This window comes from Paenibacillus sp. PastF-3 (assembly GCF_029893135.1).
In the GTDB taxonomy this organism is placed as follows: Bacteria; Bacillota; Bacilli; order Paenibacillales; family Paenibacillaceae; genus Paenibacillus_AQ; species Paenibacillus_AQ nitricinens.
This window is the reverse complement of sequence record NZ_JARXWM010000004.1, coordinates 403,127-427,559: the sequence shown is the minus strand read 5'-3', so window position 1 is coordinate 427,559 and position 24,433 is coordinate 403,127. Positions and strand designations below refer to the sequence as shown.

General features: G+C 45.8%; 22 protein-coding genes. 17 read left to right on the top strand and 5 right to left on the bottom strand.

Going from position 1 to position 24,433, the window contains the following annotated elements; genetic code table 11:
* Positions 1–17: 17 nt before the first annotated feature.
* Both M2444_RS11375 and M2444_RS11370 read right to left on the bottom strand, forming a co-directional pair.
* The gene (locus M2444_RS11375) at positions 18–518 is read right to left on the bottom strand and encodes a sporulation membrane protein YtrI (RefSeq protein ID WP_094874150.1); all 501 of its coding nucleotides are present in this window, start codon (positions 516–518) and stop codon (positions 18–20) included.
* Positions 519–523: 5 nt separating this feature from the next.
* Positions 524–847 (bottom strand): YtrH family sporulation protein, encoded by a 324-nt coding sequence (locus M2444_RS11370; RefSeq protein WP_094874151.1) that lies wholly within the window; start codon positions 845–847, stop codon positions 524–526.
* Positions 848–1,171: 324 nt separating this feature from the next.
* Here M2444_RS11370 and M2444_RS11365 point away from each other — a divergent pair, with 324 nt between their 5' ends.
* The 6 genes from M2444_RS11365 (at position 1,172) to pyk (ending at position 9,439) form a co-directional block, all read left to right on the top strand.
* Positions 1,172–4,810, top strand: a complete 3,639-nt coding sequence (locus M2444_RS11365) for a DNA polymerase III subunit alpha (protein WP_280787058.1) — start codon at positions 1,172–1,174, stop codon at positions 4,808–4,810.
* A 74-nt stretch (positions 4,811–4,884) separates the two neighbouring features.
* Entirely contained in the window at positions 4,885–5,385 is a 501-nt protein-coding gene (locus M2444_RS11360) for a phosphatidylglycerophosphatase A family protein (RefSeq protein ID WP_042186505.1), read from the top strand.
* Between the two features lie 146 nt (positions 5,386–5,531).
* Positions 5,532–5,720, top strand: a complete 189-nt coding sequence (locus tag M2444_RS11355) for a hypothetical protein (RefSeq protein WP_042125966.1) — start codon at positions 5,532–5,534, stop codon at positions 5,718–5,720.
* Positions 5,721–5,792: 72 nt separating this feature from the next.
* Positions 5,793–6,686 (top strand): acetyl-CoA carboxylase, carboxyltransferase subunit beta, encoded by an 894-nt coding sequence (accD, locus tag M2444_RS11350; RefSeq protein WP_042186509.1) that lies wholly within the window; start codon positions 5,793–5,795, stop codon positions 6,684–6,686.
* Position 6,687: 1 nt separating this feature from the next.
* Complete coding sequence (locus M2444_RS11345) at positions 6,688–7,689, top strand: acetyl-CoA carboxylase carboxyltransferase subunit alpha (protein WP_094874012.1); 1,002 nt, start codon at positions 6,688–6,690, stop codon at positions 7,687–7,689.
* 331 nt (positions 7,690–8,020) lie between these two features.
* Positions 8,021–9,439, top strand: coding sequence for a pyruvate kinase (pyk, locus tag M2444_RS11340; protein ID WP_094874013.1), 1,419 nt, complete (start codon positions 8,021–8,023; stop codon positions 9,437–9,439).
* 212 nt (positions 9,440–9,651) lie between these two features.
* Here the strand turns inward: pyk and M2444_RS11335 are convergent, their stop codons facing one another.
* Positions 9,652–10,347, bottom strand: a complete 696-nt coding sequence (locus M2444_RS11335) for a G1 family glutamic endopeptidase (protein ID WP_256990014.1) — start codon at positions 10,345–10,347, stop codon at positions 9,652–9,654.
* Positions 10,348–10,457: 110 nt separating this feature from the next.
* Here M2444_RS11335 and M2444_RS11330 point away from each other — a divergent pair, with 110 nt between their 5' ends.
* The 3 genes from M2444_RS11330 to M2444_RS11320 are packed head-to-tail and all read left to right on the top strand — an operon-like array spanning position 10,458 to position 12,600.
* The gene (locus tag M2444_RS11330) at positions 10,458–11,639 is read left to right on the top strand and encodes an MFS transporter (RefSeq protein ID WP_094878345.1); all 1,182 of its coding nucleotides are present in this window, start codon (positions 10,458–10,460) and stop codon (positions 11,637–11,639) included.
* A gap of 38 nt (positions 11,640–11,677) precedes the next feature.
* Positions 11,678–12,205 carry an acyl-CoA thioesterase gene (locus tag M2444_RS11325; RefSeq protein WP_094878344.1) on the top strand — a complete coding sequence of 176 codons (528 nt, stop codon included), beginning with the start codon at positions 11,678–11,680 and terminating at the stop codon, positions 12,203–12,205.
* The gene (locus M2444_RS11320) at positions 12,202–12,600 is read left to right on the top strand and encodes an FxsA family protein (protein ID WP_042186523.1); all 399 of its coding nucleotides are present in this window, start codon (positions 12,202–12,204) and stop codon (positions 12,598–12,600) included. Before M2444_RS11325 ends, M2444_RS11320 begins: the two co-directional genes overlap by 4 nt.
* Before the next feature lie 93 nt (positions 12,601–12,693).
* Here M2444_RS11320 and ytvI read toward each other — a convergent pair whose 3' ends face one another.
* Positions 12,694–13,809, bottom strand: coding sequence for a sporulation integral membrane protein YtvI (ytvI, locus tag M2444_RS11315; protein WP_280786981.1), 1,116 nt, complete (start codon positions 13,807–13,809; stop codon positions 12,694–12,696).
* 395 nt (positions 13,810–14,204) lie between these two features.
* Here ytvI and M2444_RS11310 point away from each other — a divergent pair, with 395 nt between their 5' ends.
* The 5 genes from M2444_RS11310 to M2444_RS11290 all read left to right on the top strand — a co-directional run bounded on the left by M2444_RS11310 (position 14,205) and on the right by M2444_RS11290 (position 19,446).
* Complete coding sequence (locus M2444_RS11310; protein ID WP_094878343.1) at positions 14,205–15,317, top strand: citrate/2-methylcitrate synthase; 1,113 nt, start codon at positions 14,205–14,207, stop codon at positions 15,315–15,317.
* A gap of 151 nt (positions 15,318–15,468) precedes the next feature.
* Positions 15,469–16,764, top strand: coding sequence for an NADP-dependent isocitrate dehydrogenase (icd, locus tag M2444_RS11305; RefSeq protein ID WP_094874018.1), 1,296 nt, complete (start codon positions 15,469–15,471; stop codon positions 16,762–16,764).
* Positions 16,765–16,820: 56 nt separating this feature from the next.
* Positions 16,821–17,762 (top strand): malate dehydrogenase, encoded by a 942-nt coding sequence (gene mdh / locus M2444_RS11300; RefSeq protein ID WP_094874019.1) that lies wholly within the window; start codon positions 16,821–16,823, stop codon positions 17,760–17,762.
* 172 nt (positions 17,763–17,934) lie between these two features.
* Positions 17,935–18,363 carry a hypothetical protein gene (locus M2444_RS11295; RefSeq protein ID WP_042125989.1) on the top strand — a complete coding sequence of 143 codons (429 nt, stop codon included), beginning with the start codon at positions 17,935–17,937 and terminating at the stop codon, positions 18,361–18,363.
* Positions 18,364–18,576: 213 nt separating this feature from the next.
* On the top strand, positions 18,577–19,446 hold the full coding sequence (locus M2444_RS11290; protein WP_094874020.1) for an SDR family oxidoreductase: 870 nt from the start codon (positions 18,577–18,579) through the stop codon (positions 19,444–19,446).
* An 89-nt stretch (positions 19,447–19,535) separates the two neighbouring features.
* Here M2444_RS11290 and yfbR read toward each other — a convergent pair whose 3' ends face one another.
* Positions 19,536–20,141, bottom strand: coding sequence for a 5'-deoxynucleotidase (yfbR, locus tag M2444_RS11285; RefSeq protein WP_094874021.1), 606 nt, complete (start codon positions 20,139–20,141; stop codon positions 19,536–19,538).
* Positions 20,142–20,243: 102 nt separating this feature from the next.
* Here yfbR and M2444_RS11280 point away from each other — a divergent pair, with 102 nt between their 5' ends.
* The 3 genes from M2444_RS11280 (at position 20,244) to pnpS (ending at position 24,364) form a co-directional block, all read left to right on the top strand.
* A complete protein-coding gene (locus M2444_RS11280) occupies positions 20,244–21,806 on the top strand; it encodes a fumarate hydratase (protein WP_280787057.1) in 1,563 nt (520 codons plus the stop codon).
* Positions 21,807–22,000: 194 nt separating this feature from the next.
* Positions 22,001–22,387 carry a VOC family protein gene (locus M2444_RS11275; RefSeq protein ID WP_094874022.1) on the top strand — a complete coding sequence of 129 codons (387 nt, stop codon included), beginning with the start codon at positions 22,001–22,003 and terminating at the stop codon, positions 22,385–22,387.
* Between the two features lie 180 nt (positions 22,388–22,567).
* Positions 22,568–24,364, top strand: coding sequence for a two-component system histidine kinase PnpS (pnpS, locus tag M2444_RS11270; RefSeq protein WP_094878342.1), 1,797 nt, complete (start codon positions 22,568–22,570; stop codon positions 24,362–24,364).
* Positions 24,365–24,433: the final 69 nt, after the last annotated feature.

Here is a 24,433-nt window from a genome sequence, read left to right as displayed (position 1 = left end):
GTATCACACGATTGTTGTTAGTTGCGCTTAAAAGGATTGATTTCCACCCAGATTTGCAGAACGCCTTCCATGACGAGCATCGTCCGGATTTTGACAGAGTATTCCTTATCACGCACAATGTAAAGTTTGCCATCCAGCAGCAGCCTAACCAGTTTACTGTCTGTGTCAATATCGAACATGCTGCGGCCACGCATGGGCTCCAGATCAGATCGTATTTCACTAAGTATTAATTTTAAAGTTACGGGATCAACTGAGGTTGAGCCTTCTGCTTTGCTTTCCTCTGATCGAATTTTGATTTCTCTGATTACGGTAGAGGTATTATTGTATTTTTTGAGTGTTTTAATATCCTCTTGATATTGCTCGATCTGTACACGCAGGTCTGCATTATTCAGCCATAACACGTTAAATCCAACATGGTATATAGCGTTGTATATGACGGCTCCTACGACGATCCCCAGCATGAATATAGCGGAAATTTGGGTGAATCTACGAAAACGACTGAATGGTGGAACTCTCACTGGCGTTACCCCCTGCCGCACACCCATTTTACTAGCTCGCTGCCCATATGAGCGCCGAGAAAAGCGAAGGCAAGATACATGATTTGCTTGATGGCGGGGGAGAGGTTGCCTCCAATCATGTTGCTTTCAATGACCCGTAAAGGGTCCATAGTACCCCCTACAGCGGCGGCAAGTGCCCATATTTTAATCCGGTCTGCTACATCTAGCATCGTTTGCGTCGGTGGTTGCAGGGATACTACGGCGCCGATTCCGCCGACCATAGCTCCGCCAAGGACGATGCCGAAGGCGATAAAGAAATCGAGGATCGCTTTGCTCATAAAAATGCTCATAAAGGCCCCTTCCCGGACGAGGCATCTATAAACGTTGCCTGTCCATGTGCTCTTAATCCATTCTATGGGCGGGTCCCCCTTTAATATGATAAAATAGTTTCATCTTATAGTGCGAGTTCAAAAAGTACGGTTTTCAGCACCGAGAAGATTGAAAGTGGTAGAAAATGAGGAGCGGAGCGTAGTGGAAGCTACGTGAGCACCGGAAGTTTCGCCTGAATTCAATATTCGATGTCGAGTAAGCTTCTTGGGTTGCTAAGTGATCAAAAGCGGACTTTTTGAACAACTATTTATGTTTGATTTTTGTAGTAGAAAGGAAGTGGGATGATGAGCCCTTTCGTGCATTTGCATGTGCACAGCGAATACAGTTTACTGGACGGGGCGGCGCGCATTACCGATCTCGTGCGCCGGGCCGGCGAATACGGCATGAAGTCGCTGGCGCTTACGGATCATGGAGTGATGTATGGGGCGATCCCCTTTTATAAAGCGTGTAAAGAGAATGGAATCAAGCCGATTATCGGCTGTGAAGCTTATTTAACCGCGGGCTCTCGCCGTGAGCGAGGCAGTCGTAAAGATCAACCGATTTATCACCTGATTCTGCTCGTCAAGAATGAAACCGGCTACAAGAACCTGATGAAGCTGATTTCTATCGGCCATCTGGAAGGTCATCATTATAAACCTCGTATTGATATGGAGGCTCTGGCCGCTCATTCGGAGGGGATCATATGCCTCAGTGCATGTCTAGGCGGCGAAGTACCGCAGCATCTGTTGCATGGAAGAGATGACGAGGCGCGAAAGGCTGCGCTGCGATATAAAGAGATTTTTGGCGAAGACTTCTACCTGGAGCTTCAAGATCACGGAATTTCCGAGCAAAAGCGAGTAAATCCGAAGCTGATCGCACTTGCCAAGGCCTGTGAGATCCCACTTGTAGCTACGAATGACGTTCATTATTTAGCCAAGGAAGATGCTGAGGTACAGGATGTTCTGATCTGTATTGGAACAGGTAAAACGGTGGATGATGAGGAACGGCTCAAGATCGGAACAGATCAGCTGTTTCTAAAAAGTAGTGATCAAATGGCGGCATTGTTTCCGCATGTGCCTGAAGCTATCAGCAATACGCTGGTAATCGCAGAAAAGTGTAATTTGGTGCTTACCTTTGGCCAGCATATTCTGCCTGCCTATTCACCAATTCCAGAAGGTAAGGACTCCGCTGCTTATTTGCGGGAGTTGTGCTTTAAAGGGCTTGAAGAACGGTATATAGACACACCGCTTTGGGCATCGCCTGAACAAAGGGAGACCGCTGAAAAGCGTCTTGCCTATGAGCTTGGCGTTATCGAGAGTATGGGTTTTAGCGATTATTTTCTAATTGTGTGGGATTTTATCGCTTATTGTCATCGCCAGGGGATTGCTACCGGGCCGGGCCGGGGTTCTTCGGCGGGGAGTCTTACCGCTTACTCCCTACGAATCACGGATGTAGATCCGCTTAAGTATAACTTGCTCTTTGAACGTTTCTTAAATCCAGAGCGGATCACGATGCCGGATATTGATATCGATTTTAGTGATGAGCGTCGTGATGAGGTTATCGCTTATGTGGTGGAGAAATACGGCAAAGAACATGTGGCGCAGATCATTACGTTCGGAACCATGGCTGCACGGGCTGCGGTTCGTGATGTGGGCAGGGTGCTGAATTTACCTTATAACGAGGTAGACAAAGCTGCGAAGCTCATCCCAGGACAACTAGGAATCAGCCTTGCAAGAGCACTGGAGACTACTCCAGACCTTAAAGCGCTGTATGACAGTAATCCTAAGATCAAAGGCTTGCTGGATATGGCAATGAAAGTGGAAGGTATGCCTCGTCATGCTTCGACACATGCTGCCGGGGTTGTTATTTCCAAAGGACCTCTAACTGATGCTGTGCCCCTTCAAGAGGGCAATGAAAGTACAGCGTTAACTCAATACTCTATGGAGCATTTGGAGAGTGTTGGGCTGCTGAAAATGGATTTTCTGGGACTGCGCACCTTGTCTATTATTGAGCGCTGTATGAATTCGATTAAAGAAATGAGTGGCAGTGTTCCAGATTTTAAAATCATACCAGATCATGATCCGCTCACGTATGAAATGCTAGGTGCTGGTGAGACGACTGGGGTCTTTCAGTTGGAGTCGGCGGGTGTAAGACGTGTGCTTAAGGATTTGAAGCCAAATGGCTTTGAAGATATCGTATCCGTTCTAGCGCTATATCGTCCGGGTCCGATGGAGTTTATCCCGAAATTTATAGCAGGTAAGCACGGTCAAATCGAAGTAGAGTATCCGCATCCTGATTTGAAATCTATATTAGCGGATACCTATGGAATTATTGTGTATCAGGAACAGATCATGCAGATTGCTTCGCTTATGGCTGGATTCTCCCTTGGGGAAGCGGATTTGCTCCGCCGAGCAGTCTCTAAGAAGAAGCGCGAGACGCTGGATAAGGAACGCAGCCATTTTGTACAGGGGAGCTTGCAGCAAGGCTATAACGAAACGGATGCCAATGCCGTCTATGATATGATCGTAAGGTTTGCCGATTACGGCTTCCCCCGAGCGCATGCGGCGGCATATGGCGTGCTGGCTTTTCAGACGGCTTATCTTAAGGCGCATTATCCGGTGCAGTTTATGGCATCTATGCTGACCGCTGTGATGGGTACTCACCGTAAGGTGGCAGAATATGTATTGGATTGCCGCCGCACGGGCATCGGCGTGTTGCCGCCGGATGTGAACGAGAGCGGCGTGTTATTTACCCCTGTTCCAGGTGAGGAAACGGGAACAGGGCATATCCGCTTTGGGCTCGCAGCGATTAAGAACGTCGGCACGCTAGCAGTGGAGAATATTATGTCGGTCCGCAAGGAGCGGCCATTCGACAGCCTGCTCGATTTCTGTCGACGTGTGGATCTGCGGGTCTGCAACAAGCGGGTAGTGGAGTCTTTGCTGCAGGCAGGAGCTTTTGACTGTCTGCCGGGTCATAGGGCCCAGCTGTTGGCTATGTTGGACGAGACCGTTGACGCTGCACTGAAATGGCGCAAAGAGCGAGATGAGCTGCAAATTCAGCTGTTCGACGATTTGGTGGAGACGCCGAACTGGGAAATTCGGTATCCGGATATCCCTAAGTTCACTGTAGGACAGCAACTGGAGATGGAACGTGAACTACTGGGGCTGTATCTATCAGGTCATCCTCTCGATGATAGCGCTGAGCTGCTGGAGGAGCCGGGCATACAGCGGCTAATGGATCTTGGTGAAGCCGCAGATGAGAGTCAGACGGTTACGGCCGGCATGGTTGTTTCCGTTAAGGAAATTACGACGAAGCAAGGAAAATCGATGGCCTTCATCGAATGGGAAGATCAGATCGAGCGCTGCGAAGTCGTGCTCTTCCCCGAGGTGTGGAAGCGAAGCCGCAGCTTGATTGCCAAGGGCGCGCTGCTGGCCTTGCGCGCCAAGGTGCAGCAGGAGGACGAAGGCTTCAAGCTGCTGGCCGAGGAAGTGGCGCTGCTATCCGCGGAGACTCTCCGCGCTCTGCTGCAGCGCCGTAGTACCGCCGCATCCCGCTCGTATAGCGCGGGACGCTCGGCCTCAGCAGGAGCACCGCCACGCGGCGCAGCTCCTGCTTCGCGGGTCGGCGGGGCTGCTACTGGCCCCGCTGGCAGACCTGCAGGCGGCGCAGCTGCGCCTGCAACACCTGCACCGGCCGCTGCGCCAGCGCCGGGCTCAGGCCAGCGTGTCTTTATCAAAATCACGCCGGCCGCCGAGAATGCTGCGCAGCTGTCGCATCTGAAGGAGCTGCTGCAGAATCATCCAGGCCCAGTAGCGACGATTCTGTTCTACGAACGGGATCAGAAGCTCCTGGCCCTTAGTGATAACTATCGGATTAAGCCTTCAGAAGAGCTAATCGCAGCTATCGAGTCTATGCTCGGGACAGGTACTGTAAGAATAAAATAAGAACAATTCCACCCTTTTCCGCATACATTAGGAAACCACAGGGCGAATCCCTGGGCGGAAAGGGGAATCACATCATGTCCTATCAAATGGCAGTTGATCTGTTGGAACGTAGAGGCGTATCACTTTCTTCCATTGCTGAAATCGTATATATTTTACAATCGGTCTATTACCCCGGTTTATCCAAGGAAGAATGCCTTTCCAGTGTGAAATCTGTATTGGGAAAAAGAGAAGTGCAGTACACGTTAATGACGGGGATCGCACTTGATGAACTGGCCGAGAAGAGACTGCTTCCGCAGCCGCTTCAGGCAGTAATGGAAGCGGATGAATCACTTTATGGAGCGGACGAGACTCTAGCCCTTGGCATCACAGGGGTATATGGGATGATCGGACTTACAGGATTTGGGTACTTGGACAAAATAAAGCTTGGAATCATTGGTGAATTGAACGATGATAAGGGGAGGATTCACGTGTTCCTGGATGACTTAGTGGCGGGTATCGCTGCAGCTGCTTCTGCTAGAATCGCTCATCGGCAGGAAGGGGCAAAAGTATATCCTCTAGTCACGGACACGGAATAAATGACCCGATTCATTTCGATTGAACGAGTTCCTCAGTCTTGCTTCCTTTGCCCTACGCCTGTTGCGGGAAAAAAGAAAACTGTGTTATCATAATTCCATTATACGGGATACGGCTGGGAATTAAGATTGGGGAGGCCTTGCAAGGCATGTGGACGGTAATATATATCGCGCCGACCGCCAAAGTGGCGGATATGATTAAGAGTAAGCTGACTGAAGAAGGTTTTTTAGTAAAATGCCGTCCAATCAATATGTCCAAGCAGCAGTTTGAGATATTGGTTCCTTCGGGTGAACTGGAGGAAGTACAGGAAGTCCTTAATCTTATTCTGCATCCCTGAATTTCTATCAAGAGAAAAGTCATGACAGCGGCAAGCTGCATAACGCAAATAAACGGCTGAAGAGGTGCGGGTGTGTTCAAAGATTTATTTCAGAAGAAACGGAAGTACGCGACTATTCCTTCAGAACGTCTGGAGCGAAGCGGCGTGCCTGCAGAAGGCGAACGCCCCAAACGGGAAATTCCAGAAGGATTAATGAGTAAATGTAATAAATGCGGAACGATCCAGTATAGCAAGGAATTGGAAAAGAATCTTAAAGTATGTCCTACTTGTGGTCATCATTTGCGCTTGAACGCCGTTGAGCGTATTGCTATGACGTTAGACCCAGAGGGCTTTATCGAGTTTGATAGTGAAATGTATTCTATAGATCCGCTGAAATTCCCGGGTTATGCCTCTAAACTGGAGCAACAGCAACTGAAATCGGGACAAACTGATGCCGTGATTACGGGGCAGGGATCTATTGGCGGACATCCAGTGATTGTAGCTGTGATGAATTTCGAATTTTTCTCCGGCAGTATGGGATCTGTAGTCGGTGAGAAGATTACCCGGGCGATTGAAGAAGCCACGGAGAAGCAGCTTCCACTCCTTATTTTCTCTACTTCTGGTGGAGCAAGAATGCAGGAGAGTATTCTAAGTCTTATGCAAATGGCGAAGACAAGTGCAGCGCTTGCTCGTTTCAACGAAGTGGGCGGCCTTTATATTTCTATAATTACGGATCCGACAACTGGCGGAGTCTCTGCGAGTTTTGCCAGTCTTGGCGATATTATTATTGCTGAGCCTGGGGCGGTATTCGGTTTCGCAGGACGTATAGTCATTGAACAGACGATTCGCCAGAAGCTTCCGGATGATTTCCAGACGGCTGAATTTAATCTGCAGCATGGCTTGATTGATATGGTTGTGCATCGTAAAGAAATGCGCGCCACACTGACTAAAATTTTGGAATTGCATGATGTGAAAGGGGGATTTTAGGTTGGCAGGAGAGTTGCCTTTTGAAATGCCTCTGGTTGAAATGCGCAAGAAAATTGCCGAGCTAAAGCAGTTCGGCGAAGAGAAGAGTATTGATTTTACGGATGAGGTAGCAAGACTGGAAGAACGGTACCGTGTGCTTGAGGAGGAAGTTTATTCTAATATCTCCCCTTCCCAAAAAATGCATCTAGCCAGACATCAGGGACGTCCGACTTCTCTTGATCTTATGGGGCAGATCTTCACAGATTTTATTGAGCTTCACGGGGATCGAATGTTTGGGGATGATCTTGCTATTGTAGGCGGTATCGCCAAGCTTAACGGCGTCCCGGTTACGGTCATTGGCCAGCAGCGCGGTAAGGATACGAAAGAGAATATTTTACGCTTTTTCGGCAGTGCACACCCTGAGGGCTTCCGTAAGTCACTGCGTTTGATGCAGCAAGCGGACAAGTTCAATCGTCCCATTATAACCTTCGTGGATACGAAAGGTGCATATCCAGGCAATACAGCTGAGGAAAGAGGACAATCTGAAGCAATTGCCCGTAATTTACGCGAGATGTCTCAGTTTGGTGTCCCTGTAATCTGTGTGGTTATTGGTGAAGGCGGAAGTGGTGGCGCACTAGCACTTGCAGTTGGTAATAGAGTGCTTATGCTGGAGCATGCCATTTATTCGGTGATATCCCCTAACGGTGCGGCATCGATTCTATGGAAGGATGCTTCGAAGGCTGATCAAGCTGCGGAGGCCATGAAGATAACGGCATCTGATCTGCTTGAAATGGAAGTCATTGAAGAGATTGTTCCTGAGCCAAAAGGCGGCGCTCATCGTGATTACGAAGCTACGGCAGCTGCGATTAAGGATGCGTTATGGCGTCACTTGCAGGAGCTAATTCCTCTGGATAGAGCGGAATTGAAAGAAGATCGTTATCGTAAATTCCGTAAAATAGGTGAGTTTGCTGAAGTCCAGCAGGAGCAGATTTTCCTTGAAGAAGAAGTGGAAACTGAAGTGTAAAAAGAGTGTTTCCATTTGCACTTTAAGACATATAACCATACTTAGTGGACCATATTCAATTTCGTGTAAATTATAGATTTTATTGGAATTAAAATAATCTCGACGTAATTTCGGGATTATTTTAATTTTTTTTGTGCATACAGATAATTCGAGCTCAAATTACTCTAAAAGAGCCTACAACATTGATTTTGTGTCTAAGTTGCAGTAATATTCATAAGGGCGTAGTTAAAGGCACATGTGACAAAGTTCCTATTTAATTAGTTAGCCTTGTAGTAGATTTTGTAGTTGGAAAAAGTGAGACAGAGAGAACGAAAAAACGGAGGAAAACCTAATGCGGAAAAGTAAAATTGTATGTACGATCGGACCTGCGAGTGAATCGTTGGAGAATATCAAAAAATTGATTTTGGCTGGTATGAATGTGGCCCGTTTGAATTTCTCCCACGGCGATTTTGAAGAGCATGGTGCTCGGATTAAAACGATCCGTCAAGCATCTAAGGAACTGAACAAAACTGTAGCTATCCTGCTCGATACAAAAGGACCGGAGATTCGCACAGGCAAGTTGGAAGTAGAACCGATTGAACTAGTTCAGGACGAGTACCTGACACTAACTACGGAAGAAATCCTTGGCACCCAAGAACGTATTTCCATCACGTACAGCGAGCTTCCTAATGATGTTCAAGTAGGCTCCACCATCCTTATTGATGACGGTCTGATTGGTTTGACAGTTGTCGACATTCAAGGAACTGAAATCAAGACCCGTATTGTAAACGGTGGTACGATCAAGAGCAAGAAGGGCGTTAACGTACCAGGAGTAAACATCTCCTTGCCGGGTATTACGGAAAAAGACACCAACGATATTCTTTTTGGTATCGAACAGGACATCGATTTTATCGCCGCTTCCTTCGTTCGCAAAGCTAGCGACGTTCAGGAAATTCGTGAGCTGCTTTCGAAAAACAACGCTTCTCACATTCAAATCATTTCCAAAATCGAAAACCAACAAGGTGTTGACAACCTTGATGAAATTTTAGAAGCTTCCGATGGCCTGATGGTTGCTCGTGGTGACCTTGGTGTTGAAATTCCAGCTGAAGATGTACCTTTGGCTCAAAAATTGATGATTCAAAAATGTAACGTTGCTGGCAAACCAGTAATCACAGCTACACAAATGCTGGATTCGATGCAACGTAACCCACGTCCTACTCGTGCTGAAGCAAGTGACGTAGCAAACGCTATTTTCGACGGAACAGATGCAATCATGCTTTCCGGAGAAACTGCTGCTGGTAAATATCCAGTAGAATCCGTTCTTACAATGTCCCGTATTGCTGAGAAAGCGGAGTCCGCTTTGGATCATCATGAAATTTTCTCGAAACAACAAACTGCACAAGAAACAACAGTTACAGAAGCTATTAGCCAATCCGTTGCTATTTCCGCTTTGGATTTGAACGCTAAGGCTATTCTTTCTTCGACTGTTACAGGTCATACTGCACGCGTTGTTTCCAAGTACCGTCCTAAAGCACCAATCATTGCTGTTACAACACAAGAAAGAACTATGCGTCAATTGTCCCTCGTTTGGGGCGTAACGCCAGTATTCGGTAAAGTAGCTACTTCCACAGATGAATTGCTTGAAACAGCAATCCAAGGTGGTAAGGATTCCGGTCTGGTTCAAGCTGGCGACCTAGTTGTGATTACTGCAGGAATTCCACTTGGACGTTCCGGTTCCACTAACTTGGTAAAAGTAAGCACAATCGAGTAGTACTCGACAGTGCTTTGCCTGATTCATAGTTTTTACTTAGCTAAGCCAAAACGCGGTTGGCGTCCCTAAAGGACGGTAAGCGTGTATGTGAGAAATATAAGGATAATGTATAGTGTGAAACTTATATTTCTTTAAATAAAAGAGCTGTCTCAGATGTAGTGAAAATCTACAAATGAGGCAGCTCTTTTTTTGTACTTAATCCTTTTATGCTGTTAGTATATACGTTTGACGCTAAAAGAGTCCCCTCGAGGGCTTGGACTGGAAGGAACCGCAACGGTGGTGTTATTCTGGACCATGATCCCTCCATTTGAAAGAGTTAACCTAGGTCGTTTTCCATTGATTCGGCAGCAGTTGAAATAGGTAGTACCAACGCGGGCCAGCTTTGCGATGGAACCATCGACCTCGGGAGCCTCCATAATCCATTCGCCGGAGGTCTGTGGACCAGTATATCGCTGAAGCGTTCGGAAGGTCCAATTTCGGCTTAAATTCCGGAGTGAGATAGACCACTTCGTATGGCTTATTTTTGTGATAGTACCTTTCATATGATCTCCAGGGTATACTGGAAAAGGGATTACGGTCTCAGCGTCAGGTAGTATTTCCCACCAGGCGTAATAACGGGCATTCCCATTTACGAATTCATGACCTGTTCCCGTCTGGATAAGGCTGCTGTTCTTGAAGCCGTCGATGCCAATCCATGCGGAGGAATAGGTAGATTTGTGGGTTGGTTTTATATATGGGACGATCCATTCACCAGAAATGCGATTGAATGCCCCTTTTCTACCAGTAACAGTGTAACCACTCCAATTCTTAGAAGACCAGCCAAAGGCAGAGCTTTGTTTATTGCTCGCATTAGATTTGTCTGTTAGACAAGGATGATTTACCATGAGAGAATTATATTTTGTGCTCAACTTGTCCACCGCCTTTTATAGTACTGCTATATTAAATGCGATGATTACATATGAAGTACGGGTGTTCTGTTAAAATATAAAAATATAAAGCTGGAGGACTCATAGTACAAATGGAAAAATTATCGAAGCTGCGCGGCTTTTATCTGTTTTTAGGATTGGCCGGCGGTTCATTTGGCTCTTATCTTTCGCTGCTGCTGGTCCATAATGGACTTAATAGTGGACAGATAGGTATACTAATGGCAACAGGCACACTAGTTGCAATCACCATTCAGCCGATGTGGGGGATTATCTCTGATCGGTATAATCAGACGCGTTTAGTACTAATCCTAAGTGTGGCGGTTCCAGCTTTATTAGCTGTCTTTTACCGTTCCGAATATTTTATAGTGCTGCTAATGGTCTATACCGCTTCAACGATCTTCTCCTCTACACAGGCTCCTATAGCTGATTCTTACGCGATCTCGGCGGCGAATAGAGCAGGAGCCACTTACGGTAGCATCCGGCTTATGATGAGCATTGGAGCGGCTCTGGGAGCTTATGCAGGAGGGGTATACGTTTCTACCTTCTCTGTATCCACGATATGGCTGCCTTTTCTCTTTTTTAATCTGATTGCAGTCCTTATTGCGTTTACATTGCCGAAGCAGGCGGAAGAGAATCATATGATGAGGCAATCGTTTACTCAGGGGGTAAGACAACTGCTGGGGAATCGGGTTTTCCTTGCGTTTTTGGGTGGGAGCTTTCTTGTGAACCAGACGATGGCTGCTTTTGGTACATACTTTGTAATCGCTTTTCAATCAGTTGGTGGGTCTACGCGTTATGCAGGGATTGCGCTCTTTCTCGCATCGGTGACGAATGTGCCTTCCATGCTGTTTGCTTCTAAGGTGATTAAGAGGTTGGGTCGGGAGCGGACCTTGCTCCTTGGGGCTCTTATTTATGTTTTGCGGTGGGGTATTCAGGTTGCTTTTCCTTATCCATCTGTAATGATCGGAGTGCAAGTGCTGCATGGTCTTTCATTTGGGTTCTTTTATATTGCTGCAGTCGAATATGTATCTCAGATCACGTCTAACGAGATGCAGGCTACTGGCCAAAGTGTATTTAATATGGTGTTTGCAGGTTTTTCTGGCATTGTCGGTAATTTACTGAATGGATTCTTGCTCAATCAAGGCGGTGTAGAAGTAATGAATCTGTCTTGTATGTTGAGCTCTATCGCAGGAGCAATGCTGCTGTTCTATGTTGCCAGAAGCTCTCGGCGCAAATTATCGACGACGCTATCTTCAGGCGGGGTCCAGGCTTAAACGCTCCCCTGCTGCTATGCTGAAAGGAGTATTAATAGATGGAATTAGAAAGAGCTGGATTGCCCAGCCGATGGTATAAGTCGACCCTGCGTGTTCGCTATCAGGAAAGTGATCAGATGGGTGTCGTATATCATGCGAATTATTTGAACTGGTTTGAGTCTGGTCGTACGGAGATGTTTCGTCAGGTTGGTTTTACTTATCGCGAACTTGAGAAACAAGGCGTCTTACTTCCTGTCACCTCAGCAGATTTGCAATTTAAAAGTCCGGCACGATATGATGATCTTATCTCCGTGTATGCGCGAATGACTACCTTCTCAGCGTTGCGAGTCGTATTTGAGTATCAAGTGCGGAGGCTCTCGGAAGAAGAAGGTAGAAATTCAGAAGGTTTATTGGCTACTCTAGGGGAGTTGCGGTCGATGGATCCACCTGGGGAACTGCTGGTTACCGGCACGACAAGTCATGTTTGGGTGAACCAGGAATGGAGGCCTGCTAGGCTGGATAGAGCCCTTCCAGAGCTCTTTCACGCAATAAAAGAGGCGCTGCGGGAAGAAGGGGGTTCAGTATGATTAGAAGCAAATGGTTATGGGCTGGACTATTTATTATTCCTGCTGTGGAATTATTCGGTTTTATCTACGTAGCAGATCAACTTGGAGCATTTAAAACGTTGCTGCTTATGCTGACCACTTCAGTAATCGGTCTACTAATGATGCGATTTGAAGGTAAAAAAGTGCTGCAGGACAGCAGAACACATATGCAGGAGGGCCGCGTTCCTGGACGGACGATGCTGGATGGTTTATGTATTTTTTTCGGAGGATTACTACTGATATTGCCAGGTTTCGTAACCGATATTGTCGGTTTTACGCTAGTATTTCCATTGACCCGGCCTTTGTACCGTATATTTTTGCTGAAGTGGATTGAGAAGAAGATGAAGAATGGCACCTTCACCTTTTACCGTCGTTAGTAATCTTTTTTACAACAATAAACAGAGCGGACCCCTGTCATTGCTGAAGGGCCCGCTCTGTTTGCTATTTTACGAATCGATGCTTTTCGGTTCCTATCTTAATCTGCCGCTAACAATGTAGCTGTGTAAAGCTCGGAATACGCCAGCTCGGTTAAAGGCAACAAGGACTACAAGGACAACGGGTCCGATGATCAGCCCTAGCATACCGAACAACTGTAGACCGGCGAACATGCCAATCAACATGGCGAGGGGATCAAGACCAATGCTGCTGGCGAGTACTTTCGGCTCAAGAACCTGCCGGGTAATAAGAATAACGGCATAAAGTATGGAGAGTCCGATACCTAGTGCCAGATTGTCCGTCATGTAAGAGTAAAGCGCCCAAGGTAGCATCACAATTCCCACACCGAGATAAGGCAGTAGATCCACAAAGCCTATCATTAAGCCGATAGCAAACGCAGACTTCACACCCAGCAGTAGCAGTCCGATAACTACAATGATTGCTGTGATGGAGATCAGGATTACCTGGGCGCGAAGATAACCGAAGAGCGCTCTGCGTAAATCTTTCCAGATACCTGACACAGGCTTTAGGAATGCTGTCGGCAGCCAGCCTGTAAGTTTATCATTATGACGCTCCCAACTCGTACTAATGAAAAAGGCAGCGAGGACAACCACTATAAGAATTGTACCCATACTAGGAAGTGCGGAGATCAGTTTCAATATTATATTAAAGAATCCCGTGACCACTTGCGTGACTGCATAACCTACAGTTTCCGTTGTTCTGCTGATATTGCTGTCAATCGTAGCATGATAGTCAGGATTGTCTTGGTAAAATTGATTAATCTGGTTGATGATATTCTGAATGCTTGCATTCTGGCTTAAGGACATCAGAAGTTCCTTCCATTGGTCGGTGTGGAGATTAAAGGTTTGCAGCAAGACGATTAATTCTTTTACGAGTCTTGTAATCATTGCGGTTAAGACTAGTGTGATTCCGCCTATGTAAAATAGGAGCGCGAGTGATACCGCAAGCCAGCTTGGTAATTTAAAGCCTTTAAGAATAAGCACTAATGGATGCATGATATATGCGAGCAGCCAAGCAAGCAACAAGGGGTATAACAGCGGAAGTAATAAATAGATTGCGAGCAGGAGGATGGAAGTTGCCAGAACGACCCACAGGCCGCGCAGCAGTCTTTTTAATACCAAACGATCCATACCGAGACCACACCTTCTTCATTCCTGCACAGGCAGGGGAATAAGAGCTCGTCTTCATATATATTCATAGGATCGATTTAAAGACTAGAATGCGGGATAAATATTAGATTGGGCCGGCAACTATAAACTGAAATGGAATCATTGAATCAGGGGGTTAGAAGTTTTTTTCTATCTCTCTGATAAAATCATTTGATGCGCTGCAAAGCTTCCACATTGTTCACATAACCGACAAAATCCAGTATGATAAATAAAGATAAAAAGTAAGTTGGTCATACAGCATTCCTGACGGAGATGTTCTTACACGCACTTATTAGATTTTTTAATGCTTTTAATTGGAAATGTTTTCATGGAACTAAGATTGTTTTTATACCTTGTTGGCAAAGGAGAGATATGCTATGACAGCTACCAAAGGCTTGGAAGGTATCGTTGCAACAACTTCATCCATTAGCTCCATTGTGGATGGTGTACTCACTTACCGCGGTTATGATATTGATGAACTTGCAGAACATGCTACCTTCGAAGAAACAGCTTATTTGTTATGGTTCGGCAGTCTGCCGACGGTGCCAGAGCTGGAAGCGCTCAAGCGGGATCTTAGTGCCTTCGCACAGATTCCTGAACAGGTAATCGAGCAAATGAAGCTCTATCCAAAAGACGCCAACACCATGGCAGCATTGCGGTCGGCTGTATCAAGCCTTGCTCTCTATGATGAAGCGGCGGACGATATGAGCAGAGAAGCGAACGAGATTAAGGCGGTAAAACTGCAGGCACAACTCCCGACAATTGTGGCGGCACTGTCGCGTATTCGCAAAGGGCTCGAACCAGTGGCTCCGAAAGAAGGCGTTTCTATTGCTGAGAACTTCCTGTATATGCTGTGGGGAAAAGATCCGGACAGCGTATCTGTCAAAGCACTTGATACCGCACTTGTTCTTCATGCGGACCATGAGCTGAATGCTTCAACTTTTGCTGGCCGGGTTACAGTTGCGACATTATCCGATATTTATTCTGGGGTTACCTCCGCTATTGGTGCGCTCAAAGGCCCGCTTCACGGTGGGGCAAATGAAGCTGTTATGAAGATGCTAGAAGAGATCGGAAGTTTGGAAGCGGTTGAACCGTTTATCCGTAAGAAACTGGATAACCGTGAGAAGATCATGGGCTTCGGTCATCGTGTGTATAAGAATGGTGATCCACGTGCAAAGCATTTGATGAAAATGTCGCTGGAGCTTGGCACGATGAAAAATGACACCACCCTGTACGACATGTCCGTAAATATTGAACAATTGATTACCGGGCAAAAGGGATTAAGACCTAATGTTGATTTCTATTCGGCTTCTGTCTATACACAGCTTGGCATAGATCGTGAACTGTTCACTCCTATTTTTGCAATTAGCCGGACTTCAGGTTGGACTGCACATATTCTGGAGCAATATACTGATAACCGCATTATTCGTCCACGTGCAGAATACACGGGTATGGTCGAACAGAAATACGTTCCAGTAGATGAAAGATAGCAGAGCAGCCTTGCAGGCTGCTCCTAAAGTTTAGTAGAATGAACCCTAGCCATAGTATTTTAAATTTATATTTTTAATTTTGACGAGAGTTTTGTTCGATGCTTGTCAATGCTATTTAAATCCCACAAAACTTTAGGAGGAATACACTCAAATGTTGAAACTAGAAAAATTCGATCTACCTACAGAAGGCGAACAAATCACGATTAAAGAAGGAAAACTACAAGTTCCTAATCATCCAATCATTCCTTTTATCGAGGGTGACGGCACAGGCCGTGATATTTGGAAAGCTTCCAAGCGCGTACTTGATGCAGCAGTATCTAAAGCTTATGGTGGCACTAAGCAAATCGCTTGGTACGAAGTATTTGCTGGCGAAAAAGCTTTCAATACATATGGTGAATGGCTGCCAAATGATACGCTCGAAGCTATCCGCGAATATTTTGTGGCGATCAAGGGCCCACTTACTACTCCAATCGGAGGCGGTATTCGTTCATTAAATGTAGCTTTGCGTCAAGAATTGGATTTGTACGTATGTCTGCGTCCAGTTCGTTATTTCCAAGGTGTACCTTCTCCTGTTAAACGTCCTGAGCTGGTGGATATGGTTATTTTCCGTGAGAATACAGAGGATATCTATGCAGGGATTGAATATCAAGAAGGCTCTGCTGAAGTGAAGAAAGTCATCGAATTCCTGCAAAAAGAGATGGGAGTTAACAAAATCCGCTTCCCTGAAACTTCTGGTATTGGTATTAAACCGGTATCCTCCGAAGGTTCGAAGCGCTTGGTGCGCGCTGCCATTGAATATGCGATCAAGCACGGACGTAAGAGCGTAACGCTTGTTCACAAAGGAAACATCATGAAGTTCACTGAAGGTGCCTTCAAAAACTGGGGTTATGAAGTAGCTGAGCAAGAGTTCGGAGATAAGGTCTTCACTTGGAGCCAATATGATGTGATTAAGGAACGTGATGGTGAGGCTGCTGCTAATGCTGCTCAGAAGGATGCTGAAGCTGCTGGCAAAATCATTATCAAGGATGCAATTGCGGATATCGCGCTGCAACAAGTTCTGACTCGTCCAACTGATTTCGATGTTATTGCTACGTTGAACCTGAACGGGGATTACCTGTCCGACGCACTGGCTGCACAAATCGGCGGCATCGGCATCGCTCCTGGAGCGAATATTAATTACATTACTGGCCACGCCATCTTTGAAGCTACCCATGGTACAGCTCCTAAATATGCAGACAAAGACGTTGTGAATCCTGGTTCTGTCATTCTGTCCGGCGTAATGCTCTTGGAGCACTTGGGCTGGCAGGAAGCAGCGGACCTGATTTATAAAGGTATGGAAACTGCTATTAACAATAAGACCGTGACTTATGACTTTGCCCGTCTGATGGAAGGTGCAACTGAGCTGAAATGCTCCGCATTTGCTGACGAAATTATTAACCACCTTTAGGTTAGATTTGCCAGATAACATTAGCCTTACCTTTATCATTTCTAGGAGGCGAATTTGTGGCGATCAAGCGTTATAAAATTACAGTGGTAGGTGCCGGTTTTACCGGCGCTACTACAGCTCTTATGTTAGCTCAAAAGGAACTTGGTGACGTTGTGCTGCTCGATATCCCACAAATGGAGAACCCAACCAAGGGAAAGGCGCTTGACATGCAAGAAGCTGGTCCTGTGCAGAGATTCGACAGTCATATTATAGGGACCTCAAGTTATGAAGACGCTGTAGATTCTGATATTGTAATTATCACTGCAGGGATTGCCCGTAAACCTGGGATGAGCCGCGACGATCTTGTGAATATCAATGCAGGGATTGTGAAGTCCGTATGCGAGAACGTAAGGCAAGTAGCTCCTGAATCTATCGTAATCATTTTGAGTAACCCGGTAGATGCGATGACTTATGCTGCGTTTGAAGCGTTAGGCTTTCCGAAGAATCGAGTAATCGGACAATCCGGCGTGCTGGATACAGCCCGTTACTGCACTTTTATTGCGCAAGAACTGAACGTATCCGTTGAAGATGTACGTGGTTTCGTAATCGGCGGACACGGCAATGATATGGTACCGCTCGTTCGTTATTCTAGTGTCGGAGGCATTCCAATTGATACATTGATTTCTGCGGATCGTATCGAGGAGATTGTGAAGCGTACACGTGTGGGTGGCGGGGAAATCGTTGACCTTTTAGGAAATGGTAGTGCGTATTATGCTCCTGCTGCCTCTTTAGTTCAAATGACAGAAGCGATCTTGAAGGATAAGAAACGGATCATTCCGGTTATTGCCTTGCTTGAAGGCGAATATGGTTATGACAATCTATTTCTGGGTGTTCCAGCTCTTCTAGGTGCGAATGGGATTGAGAAGGTTTTTGAACTGGAGCTTACGGCTGAGGAGAAAGTGGCTTTGGATAAGTCCGCGGAGTCCGTACGTAGCGTAACTGCAATATTATCTGTGTAGATTGTGTCAGAAGAAAGGGAGGGTCCCGAACGCCGTGAAAAGGCTTAAGGGCGCTCTCTTTTTTTATATCAACAACTTCAAAAAATGGACACCTAAGTTGCTTTTCTTATTCTAATATTATGGGTATAATTATATGTAACTATTATCACAGTTAAATTGGAGGAGATATGATATGGATTGGAATGTTTTGTTTTTCTTACATATGATCGGGACACTGGCGCTAGGATTTTACCTTGTACTGCCTTTCATCATCGGTCGTGCTGAGAAATTGTCGCCTGCAGCAAAAGAAGGTACATTAAGTGCAGTTACTGGATTTAACCGCTTTGCACAGTACGGTTTGGTGATTCAACTGCTTACAGGTGGTTACATGATGACCAAGGGTGATTATTCTGTAGCCTGGATGATTATTATTGTTGTCCTGCTGCTAGCTATGTTTGCACTTGGTGGTATTATGAGCAAGCCTCTGCGTCTTGCTGCTGCTGGGATTCGTGAGAACCGTGACGTCAAAGCAGAAACAGGCAAATTGCGTACACTTAGTGCGCTGCTGTCCGTGTCATTGCTGCTTATGGTATTCTTCATGGTATTTAACGATATTATTTAATCTGTACGACTATGAGCCCGCTTCCGTAAAGGAGAGCGGGTTTTTTGTGTTCAAAAAAACTTCGGATTGTTTGATTCTATCTGTATTGTGGTAAGTAACTTTCCATACGGCAATTTGAAAAAAATGATAAAGCCAGCGTATAAACATATACGCTTGAGCCATCCTAAGACGATCAGTTAACTATTAATTGCTTCACGAGAGGAGCTAGGGATTATGTCAGACAACAAGCAATCTACAAAAACCTTACCCCCGCAAGAACAACATCATCAACCAGGGATTGAGAGCGAAATGAAGCCGTTGCCGAAATATGAGCCGGCTAATTATAAGGCGGCAGGTAAGTTGCAGGGCAAGGCGGCACTTATTACTGGAGGAGACAGCGGGATCGGACGGGCAGTAGCTGTTCTTTTTGCAAAAGAAGGCGCTGATGTAGTTATTTCATATCTGAATGAACACTCTGATGCAGAGGAAACGAAACGTCAGGTGGAGCAGGAAGGTCGCAAATGCATTCTGATTCCTGGAGATATTGGTGTGGAATCCTTCTGTAAAGATCTCATTAAACAAACGGTAGAGGGCCTCGGGAAACTGGATATTCTCATCAATAACGCGGCGGAGCAACATCCACAAGCTAAAATCGAGGATATTACGTCCGAGCAGCTAGAGCGTACATTTCGTACGAATATATTTGCAATGTTTTATTTGACCAAAGCGGCTATGCCTCATCTAAAAGCAGGATCTGCTATCATTAATACGACTTCTATTACCGCTTATCGTGGTAGTCCACAATTACTGGACTATTCGTCAACGAAAGGAGCCATTCTGAGCTTCACGCGTTCCTTATCTACGAATTTGGCAGAGAAGGGCATTCGGGTAAATGGCGTTGCTCCGGGGCCAATTTGGACACCGCTTATTCCATCTACTTTTGATGCACAGCAGGTTAGTGAGTTCGGCGGTACACAGCCTATGAAGCGACCGGGACAACCGGAGGAGCTGGCTCCAGCTTATGTGTATCTAGCCTCCGATGATTCGAGTTATGTGACCGGACAGGTTATCCATGTGAATGGTGGCGAGGTCGTAAACGGGTAGATGCTCAGCCAACCAAACCTAGATTCTTATACAGAAAGCTCTAATTCAGGGTTAGCCGAATTAGAGCTTTTTGTATTGATCTTGGGATTTTAGTTTCCGTTAGAGAGTTCATCCAGAGACATTTCAAAGCTTGGAGCCATATGAGTTAGGAAATAATCCACTTCCTCTAAGCCAAGCCCGCGCAGCTTTGCTACCGTCTGCTCCTTCGCCGCTGCGAATTCGCGGTTGCCCGCAGCAACCTCCCAGACACATTTTAGGTAAGCATCCAGTCGATCGGCAGCCTTAACGTAGCTGTGGAGCAGAACGTCCTCCGAATCTGGAGAGCTGTCTTCCGGCTGCATGAGCTGCGTGTAAATACCCTGAAGCTCGGGAGGAATCATACCGGTCAAGCGTTCCGCAGCAATTCTTTCCATTTCGCGGAAGCTGGTAAGTAGCCGAGGATTATTGTATTTCACTGGTGTGGCAATGTCACCCGTGAACACTTCGCTGGCATCATGGAACAGGGCCATAGTTGCTGCTCTTTCGGCGTTTAATGAACGTCCATAATGAATATTGCCAATAGAACAGAGCATATGTGTGAGCAGAGCTACATGAAAAGAATGCTCAGCAACGTTCTCAGGTGCGGTGCTGCGCATTAGGCTCCAGCGCTGAATATATTGAAGCCGGTATAAATAGGCGGAAAAATGGTAGTTCAATTTTAAAGTAACCCCTTTCATGAGCTGCTAGGTATGATATTATTATACTAATTGTATCAGACTTTTGATAATCTGGATCTGCTGAGAGGAGCTTGAATGAATATGCAGCATTTTGAAGACAGCATTTATAATCTAATTGTTGAAACGTCCACGAACTTGCCGGGTGATGTACGCCGGGCGGTCGCCAAGGGTCGCGCACTAGAGGACAGAGCTACCCGGTCAGGTCTTGCGTTAACTACGATTGCTCAAAATATCGGAATGGCTGAGCAGCAAGTATCACCGATCTGTCAGGATACGGGAATGCCTACATTTATTATTCACACACCTGTGGGAGTCAATCAGATTGAGATGAAAAAAGATATTCATAACGCCATTGTACGGGCAACTAAGAATGGCAAGCTTCGTCCAAATTCTGTAGATTCACTGACAGGTGAGAACAGCGGAGATAATTTGGGAGCAGGTACACCGGTCATTCATTTTGAACAATGGGAAGAGGAAAAAATAGATGTCAGACTGATTCTGAAGGGTGGCGGCTGCGAGAATAAGAATATTCAATACAGCCTTCCAGCAGAATTAGAAGGATTGGGCAAGGCAGGCCGTGATCTGGACGGAATTCGTAAATGTATTTTACATGCTGTTTATCAGGCACAAGGGCAAGGCTGTAGCGCTGGTTTTATTGGTGTTGGTATCGGCGGTGACCGAACAACTGGCTATGAGCTGGCTAAGAAGCAGTTGTTCCGCAAAGTGGAGGATGTTAATCCAATAGAGGATCTCAACAAGCTGGAAGACTACATCATGGAAAACGCCAATAAGCTGGGTATTGGAACGATGGGCTTTGGTGGGGAAGTTTCGCTGCTTGGTTGTAAGATCGGCGTTATGAATCGTTTACCAGCCAGCTTTTTCGTATCTGTTGCCTACAACTGCTGGGCTTTCCGACGCCAAGGCGTGCTGGTTGACCCGTCAACGGGCAATATAGAGGACTGGCTGTACGAGAGTGGTACAGGGATTTCGGTTGATGATGGACGGGACCAGGCGTCGGAAACGGAGGTGGCAGATGCAAGTGAAGACAATGCAGCTGCTGGATCTCGCGAAGTCCGCCTGACTACACCGATTAGTGAAGAAGATATTCGTAGTTTACGAGTTGGGGATGTAGTAATTTTATCCGGCGAAATGCATACGGGCCGCGATGCACTTCATAAATATCTAATGGATCATGAGGCTCCGGTGGATTTGAACGGTGCAGTTATCTATCACTGTGGTCCTGTAATGATGAAGGACGAGGAAGGCTGGCATGTTAAAGCAGCGGGTCCGACTACTAGTATCCGTGAAGAGCCCTATCAAGGCGATATCATCAAAAAATTTGGAATTCGTGCCGTCATCGGAAAAGGTGGAATGGGTCCAAAAACGTTAAAAGCTCTTCAGGAGCACGGGGGCGTATATCTCAATGCAATTGGCGGCGCCGCACAGTATTATGCGGAATGCATCAAGAAGGTAAATGCTGTTGATTTTATGGAATTTGGCATTCCTGAAGCAATGTGGCATTTGGATGTGGATGGTTTTGCTGCTATTGTAACGATGGATGCCCATGGCAACAGTCTGCACGCAGATGTAGAGAAAGATTCCGCAGCAAAATTAACTCAGTTTAAAGAACCTGTATTTAAATAAGTCAGGTACAGTCCGGTGAATTAGTCATAAAGTGGGGACATCCGCTGCTATGGCTTTTTCTCCGGTTTTATCAAAAATATAAGAATTTATATGTTCCGCGCTATAATTTATCCTTATATTCCTCGTGTAATCACTTAGTGTCCATATGATAGTGACGTCGAAGGTGTTTATGCTTGTCTAAAGGAGGTTTACGAATGGTACCACATTATATTAGAAATGGTCTTCTTAACGTTACTCCGTATTTCATTGTGGCTGATGCAGATCAATTGATTGATTTTGTTGTGAACTGCTTTGATGCAAGAATTAATGATATGCTGCGGAATGATGAAGGCAAGATTAGACATGCAGAACTTAGAATAGGAGATTCGATTATTGAGGTTTCCGAGGCGAATGAGAAATATTCACCCGTACAGCTCGCTATTCATCTATACGTAAGAAATGTGGATGAGACCTTTCGTAAGTGCTTGGATGCCGGGGCATCCATCATTGAAGAACCATTGGATAAGCCTTATGGGGAAAGAGGAGCGGGGATTAGAGATACTCAGGGCAATCAGTGGTTTCTTGCAACCTGTATAGAATGAAATCATAATATTTTACAAAAGTAATACAAAGTAACAGTCCAGAGATAATCAACTTGGGCTGTTATTTTTATATAATCTATTATAGTAGGGATTTATGTCACGAAAATAGTTGCACTGGTTTTTTGATGAAAATGAAGTTAGGATAAAAGATACAATGAAAAAGGGAGAGGCACACTTCAGATGAAACCGTTTCGCGCTCGTCTTACGTTTATACTTATGGCCTTAATCGGTATTTCCATGATTGGCACTGGATTTACGATGGCTCATCTGTTTAAGAGCTCCCATATAGCTGCTCTCGAAGAGAACATGTCCCGGGAAATAAATCTACTCGCAGGCACATTGGAATTTGTAGATATGAACGCCACCAATGCCATTCCGTATTACACGGAGCAGGCAGAGCATGTCGCCGAGCTTCTGGATTCCCGGATTACTTTTATCAGTAAGTCAGGTAAAGTTTTAGGGGATTCAGAGAAAAATCCTCTGGAGATGGACAATCACGCTAATCGTGAAGAGGAGATTGTTGCGGCTAAAGAGGGGACTGGCCGAGCCATTCGTTACAGCGAAACTTTAGATCGCGAGATGTTATATGTAGCAGAGCGAGTGACTTCAAATCAAGGTTTTGATGGTTACATTCGGGTCTCGATGGGACTGGATGCAGTAGCGGAAGGACTGAACCGTGCTTGGATGATTATGGCTGGGGGGTTAGTTATTTTGTTCCTGGCAGCAACTATTGTCAGCTACAAAGTGGCATCTAGTATGACTTCACCGCTTGAACAAATCACGAGAGTTGCGCGGCGTATTACAGATCTTGATTATGATGCAAGAGTCCATTTGAAGCGTAAAGATGAGGTCGGGCAACTGGCAACAGCGATAAATGCCATGGCTGACAGTCTTCAAGCTCAGCTTAAGACCATTCGTGATAATGAGGATTTGCTGCAAAGCGTACTGGACAATATGACTGGCGGCATTATAATGATCAATGCGGACGAAGAAATTGCCCTGCTGAACCGAGCCTCAGAGCGGATGCTGGATGTTAGCAACAGTGAAATGGCGGGTCATTCGTATAAGGAGCTAAAGCGTCATTATGAGTTAACGCGGCTACTTGAAGAAGGGGTATCGAATAAAGAACCGCTCCATGAAGAACGAAGTATTTACAATCCGAGAGAGCGGATTGTACGCATGGACGCAGTGCCTATGATCCAGGATGGGACGTATAGAGGCATGCTCTTCCTGCTGCAGGAAGTAACAGAGATTCGTCGCCTGGAGCGGATGCGAAGTGAATTTGTCGCTAACGTATCCCATGAATTGAAGACGCCGGTTGCCGCTGTTAAAGGATTTGCTGAGACCTTGCTGGGTGGTGGGGTTAAGGATGAGAAGACCGCCCGTTCCTTCTTGCAAATTATTTATGATGAGAACGAACGCTTAAATCGCTTGATTGGAGATATTCTTGAATTATCTAAAATCGAATCTAAACGTGTGCAACTCGATTGCTCGCCTGTTCACATCATTGAATTCTTTGATTCCGTGCTGGGAACCATTAGCAAAGTGGCTGAGAAGAAAAGTATTAGTCTTAACGTAGAGGTTCCTGAGGAGCTGTTCATTGAGGCCGATGAAGATAAACTACGTCAAATTTTTATGAATTTGCTCTCCAATGCGATTAATTACACGCATGAAGGGGGTAGCGTAAAAGTCTATGTTAAGAATATACTGAAGCCAGATGGTTCTGAGAATGTCCAATTTACCGTTACCGATACAGGGATGGGAATTCCCAAAAAGGATCTGCCGCGTATTTTTGAACGTTTTTATCGAGTGGATAAGGCAAGATCCAGAAGCTCCGGTGGAACGGGGCTGGGACTGTCTATTGTGAAGCACTTGATTGATTTGCACCATGGTGTGATTTCGGTTAAAAGTGATCTGGGGATCGGAAGTTCATTTATTATTGAGTTGCCGCTCTTGCAGGAAGAAAAGGTGGATTAGATTTTTGTGAATTCACCTCATCGATTTTACACCGAGTTAACATTGTGGTGATATGATTGTTTTGTTGTT

Coding starts and splice junctions, on each gene's coding strand:
- M2444_RS11360 (WP_042186505.1), top strand. CDS start 4,885: ATGTCCTATCAAATGGCAGTTGATCTGTTGGAACGTAGAGGCGTATCA.
- M2444_RS11355 (WP_042125966.1), top strand. CDS start 5,532: ATGTGGACGGTAATATATATCGCGCCGACCGCCAAAGTGGCGGATATG.
- M2444_RS11330 (WP_094878345.1), top strand. CDS start 10,458: ATGGAAAAATTATCGAAGCTGCGCGGCTTTTATCTGTTTTTAGGATTG.
- M2444_RS11275 (WP_094874022.1), top strand. CDS start 22,001: ATGGTACCACATTATATTAGAAATGGTCTTCTTAACGTTACTCCGTAT.
- pnpS (WP_094878342.1), top strand. CDS start 22,568: ATGAAACCGTTTCGCGCTCGTCTTACGTTTATACTTATGGCCTTAATC.
- M2444_RS11320 (WP_042186523.1), top strand. CDS start 12,202: ATGATTAGAAGCAAATGGTTATGGGCTGGACTATTTATTATTCCTGCT.
- M2444_RS11370 (WP_094874151.1), bottom strand. CDS start 847: ATGAGCATTTTTATGAGCAAAGCGATCCTCGATTTCTTTATCGCCTTC.
- M2444_RS11280 (WP_280787057.1), top strand. CDS start 20,244: ATGCAGCATTTTGAAGACAGCATTTATAATCTAATTGTTGAAACGTCC.
- icd (WP_094874018.1), top strand. CDS start 15,469: ATGTTGAAACTAGAAAAATTCGATCTACCTACAGAAGGCGAACAAATC.
- M2444_RS11325 (WP_094878344.1), top strand. CDS start 11,678: ATGGAATTAGAAAGAGCTGGATTGCCCAGCCGATGGTATAAGTCGACC.
- M2444_RS11310 (WP_094878343.1), top strand. CDS start 14,205: ATGACAGCTACCAAAGGCTTGGAAGGTATCGTTGCAACAACTTCATCC.
- M2444_RS11295 (WP_042125989.1), top strand. CDS start 17,935: ATGGATTGGAATGTTTTGTTTTTCTTACATATGATCGGGACACTGGCG.
- ytvI (WP_280786981.1), bottom strand. CDS start 13,809: ATGGATCGTTTGGTATTAAAAAGACTGCTGCGCGGCCTGTGGGTCGTT.
- M2444_RS11365 (WP_280787058.1), top strand. CDS start 1,172: ATGAGCCCTTTCGTGCATTTGCATGTGCACAGCGAATACAGTTTACTG.
- M2444_RS11290 (WP_094874020.1), top strand. CDS start 18,577: ATGTCAGACAACAAGCAATCTACAAAAACCTTACCCCCGCAAGAACAA.
- pyk (WP_094874013.1), top strand. CDS start 8,021: ATGCGGAAAAGTAAAATTGTATGTACGATCGGACCTGCGAGTGAATCG.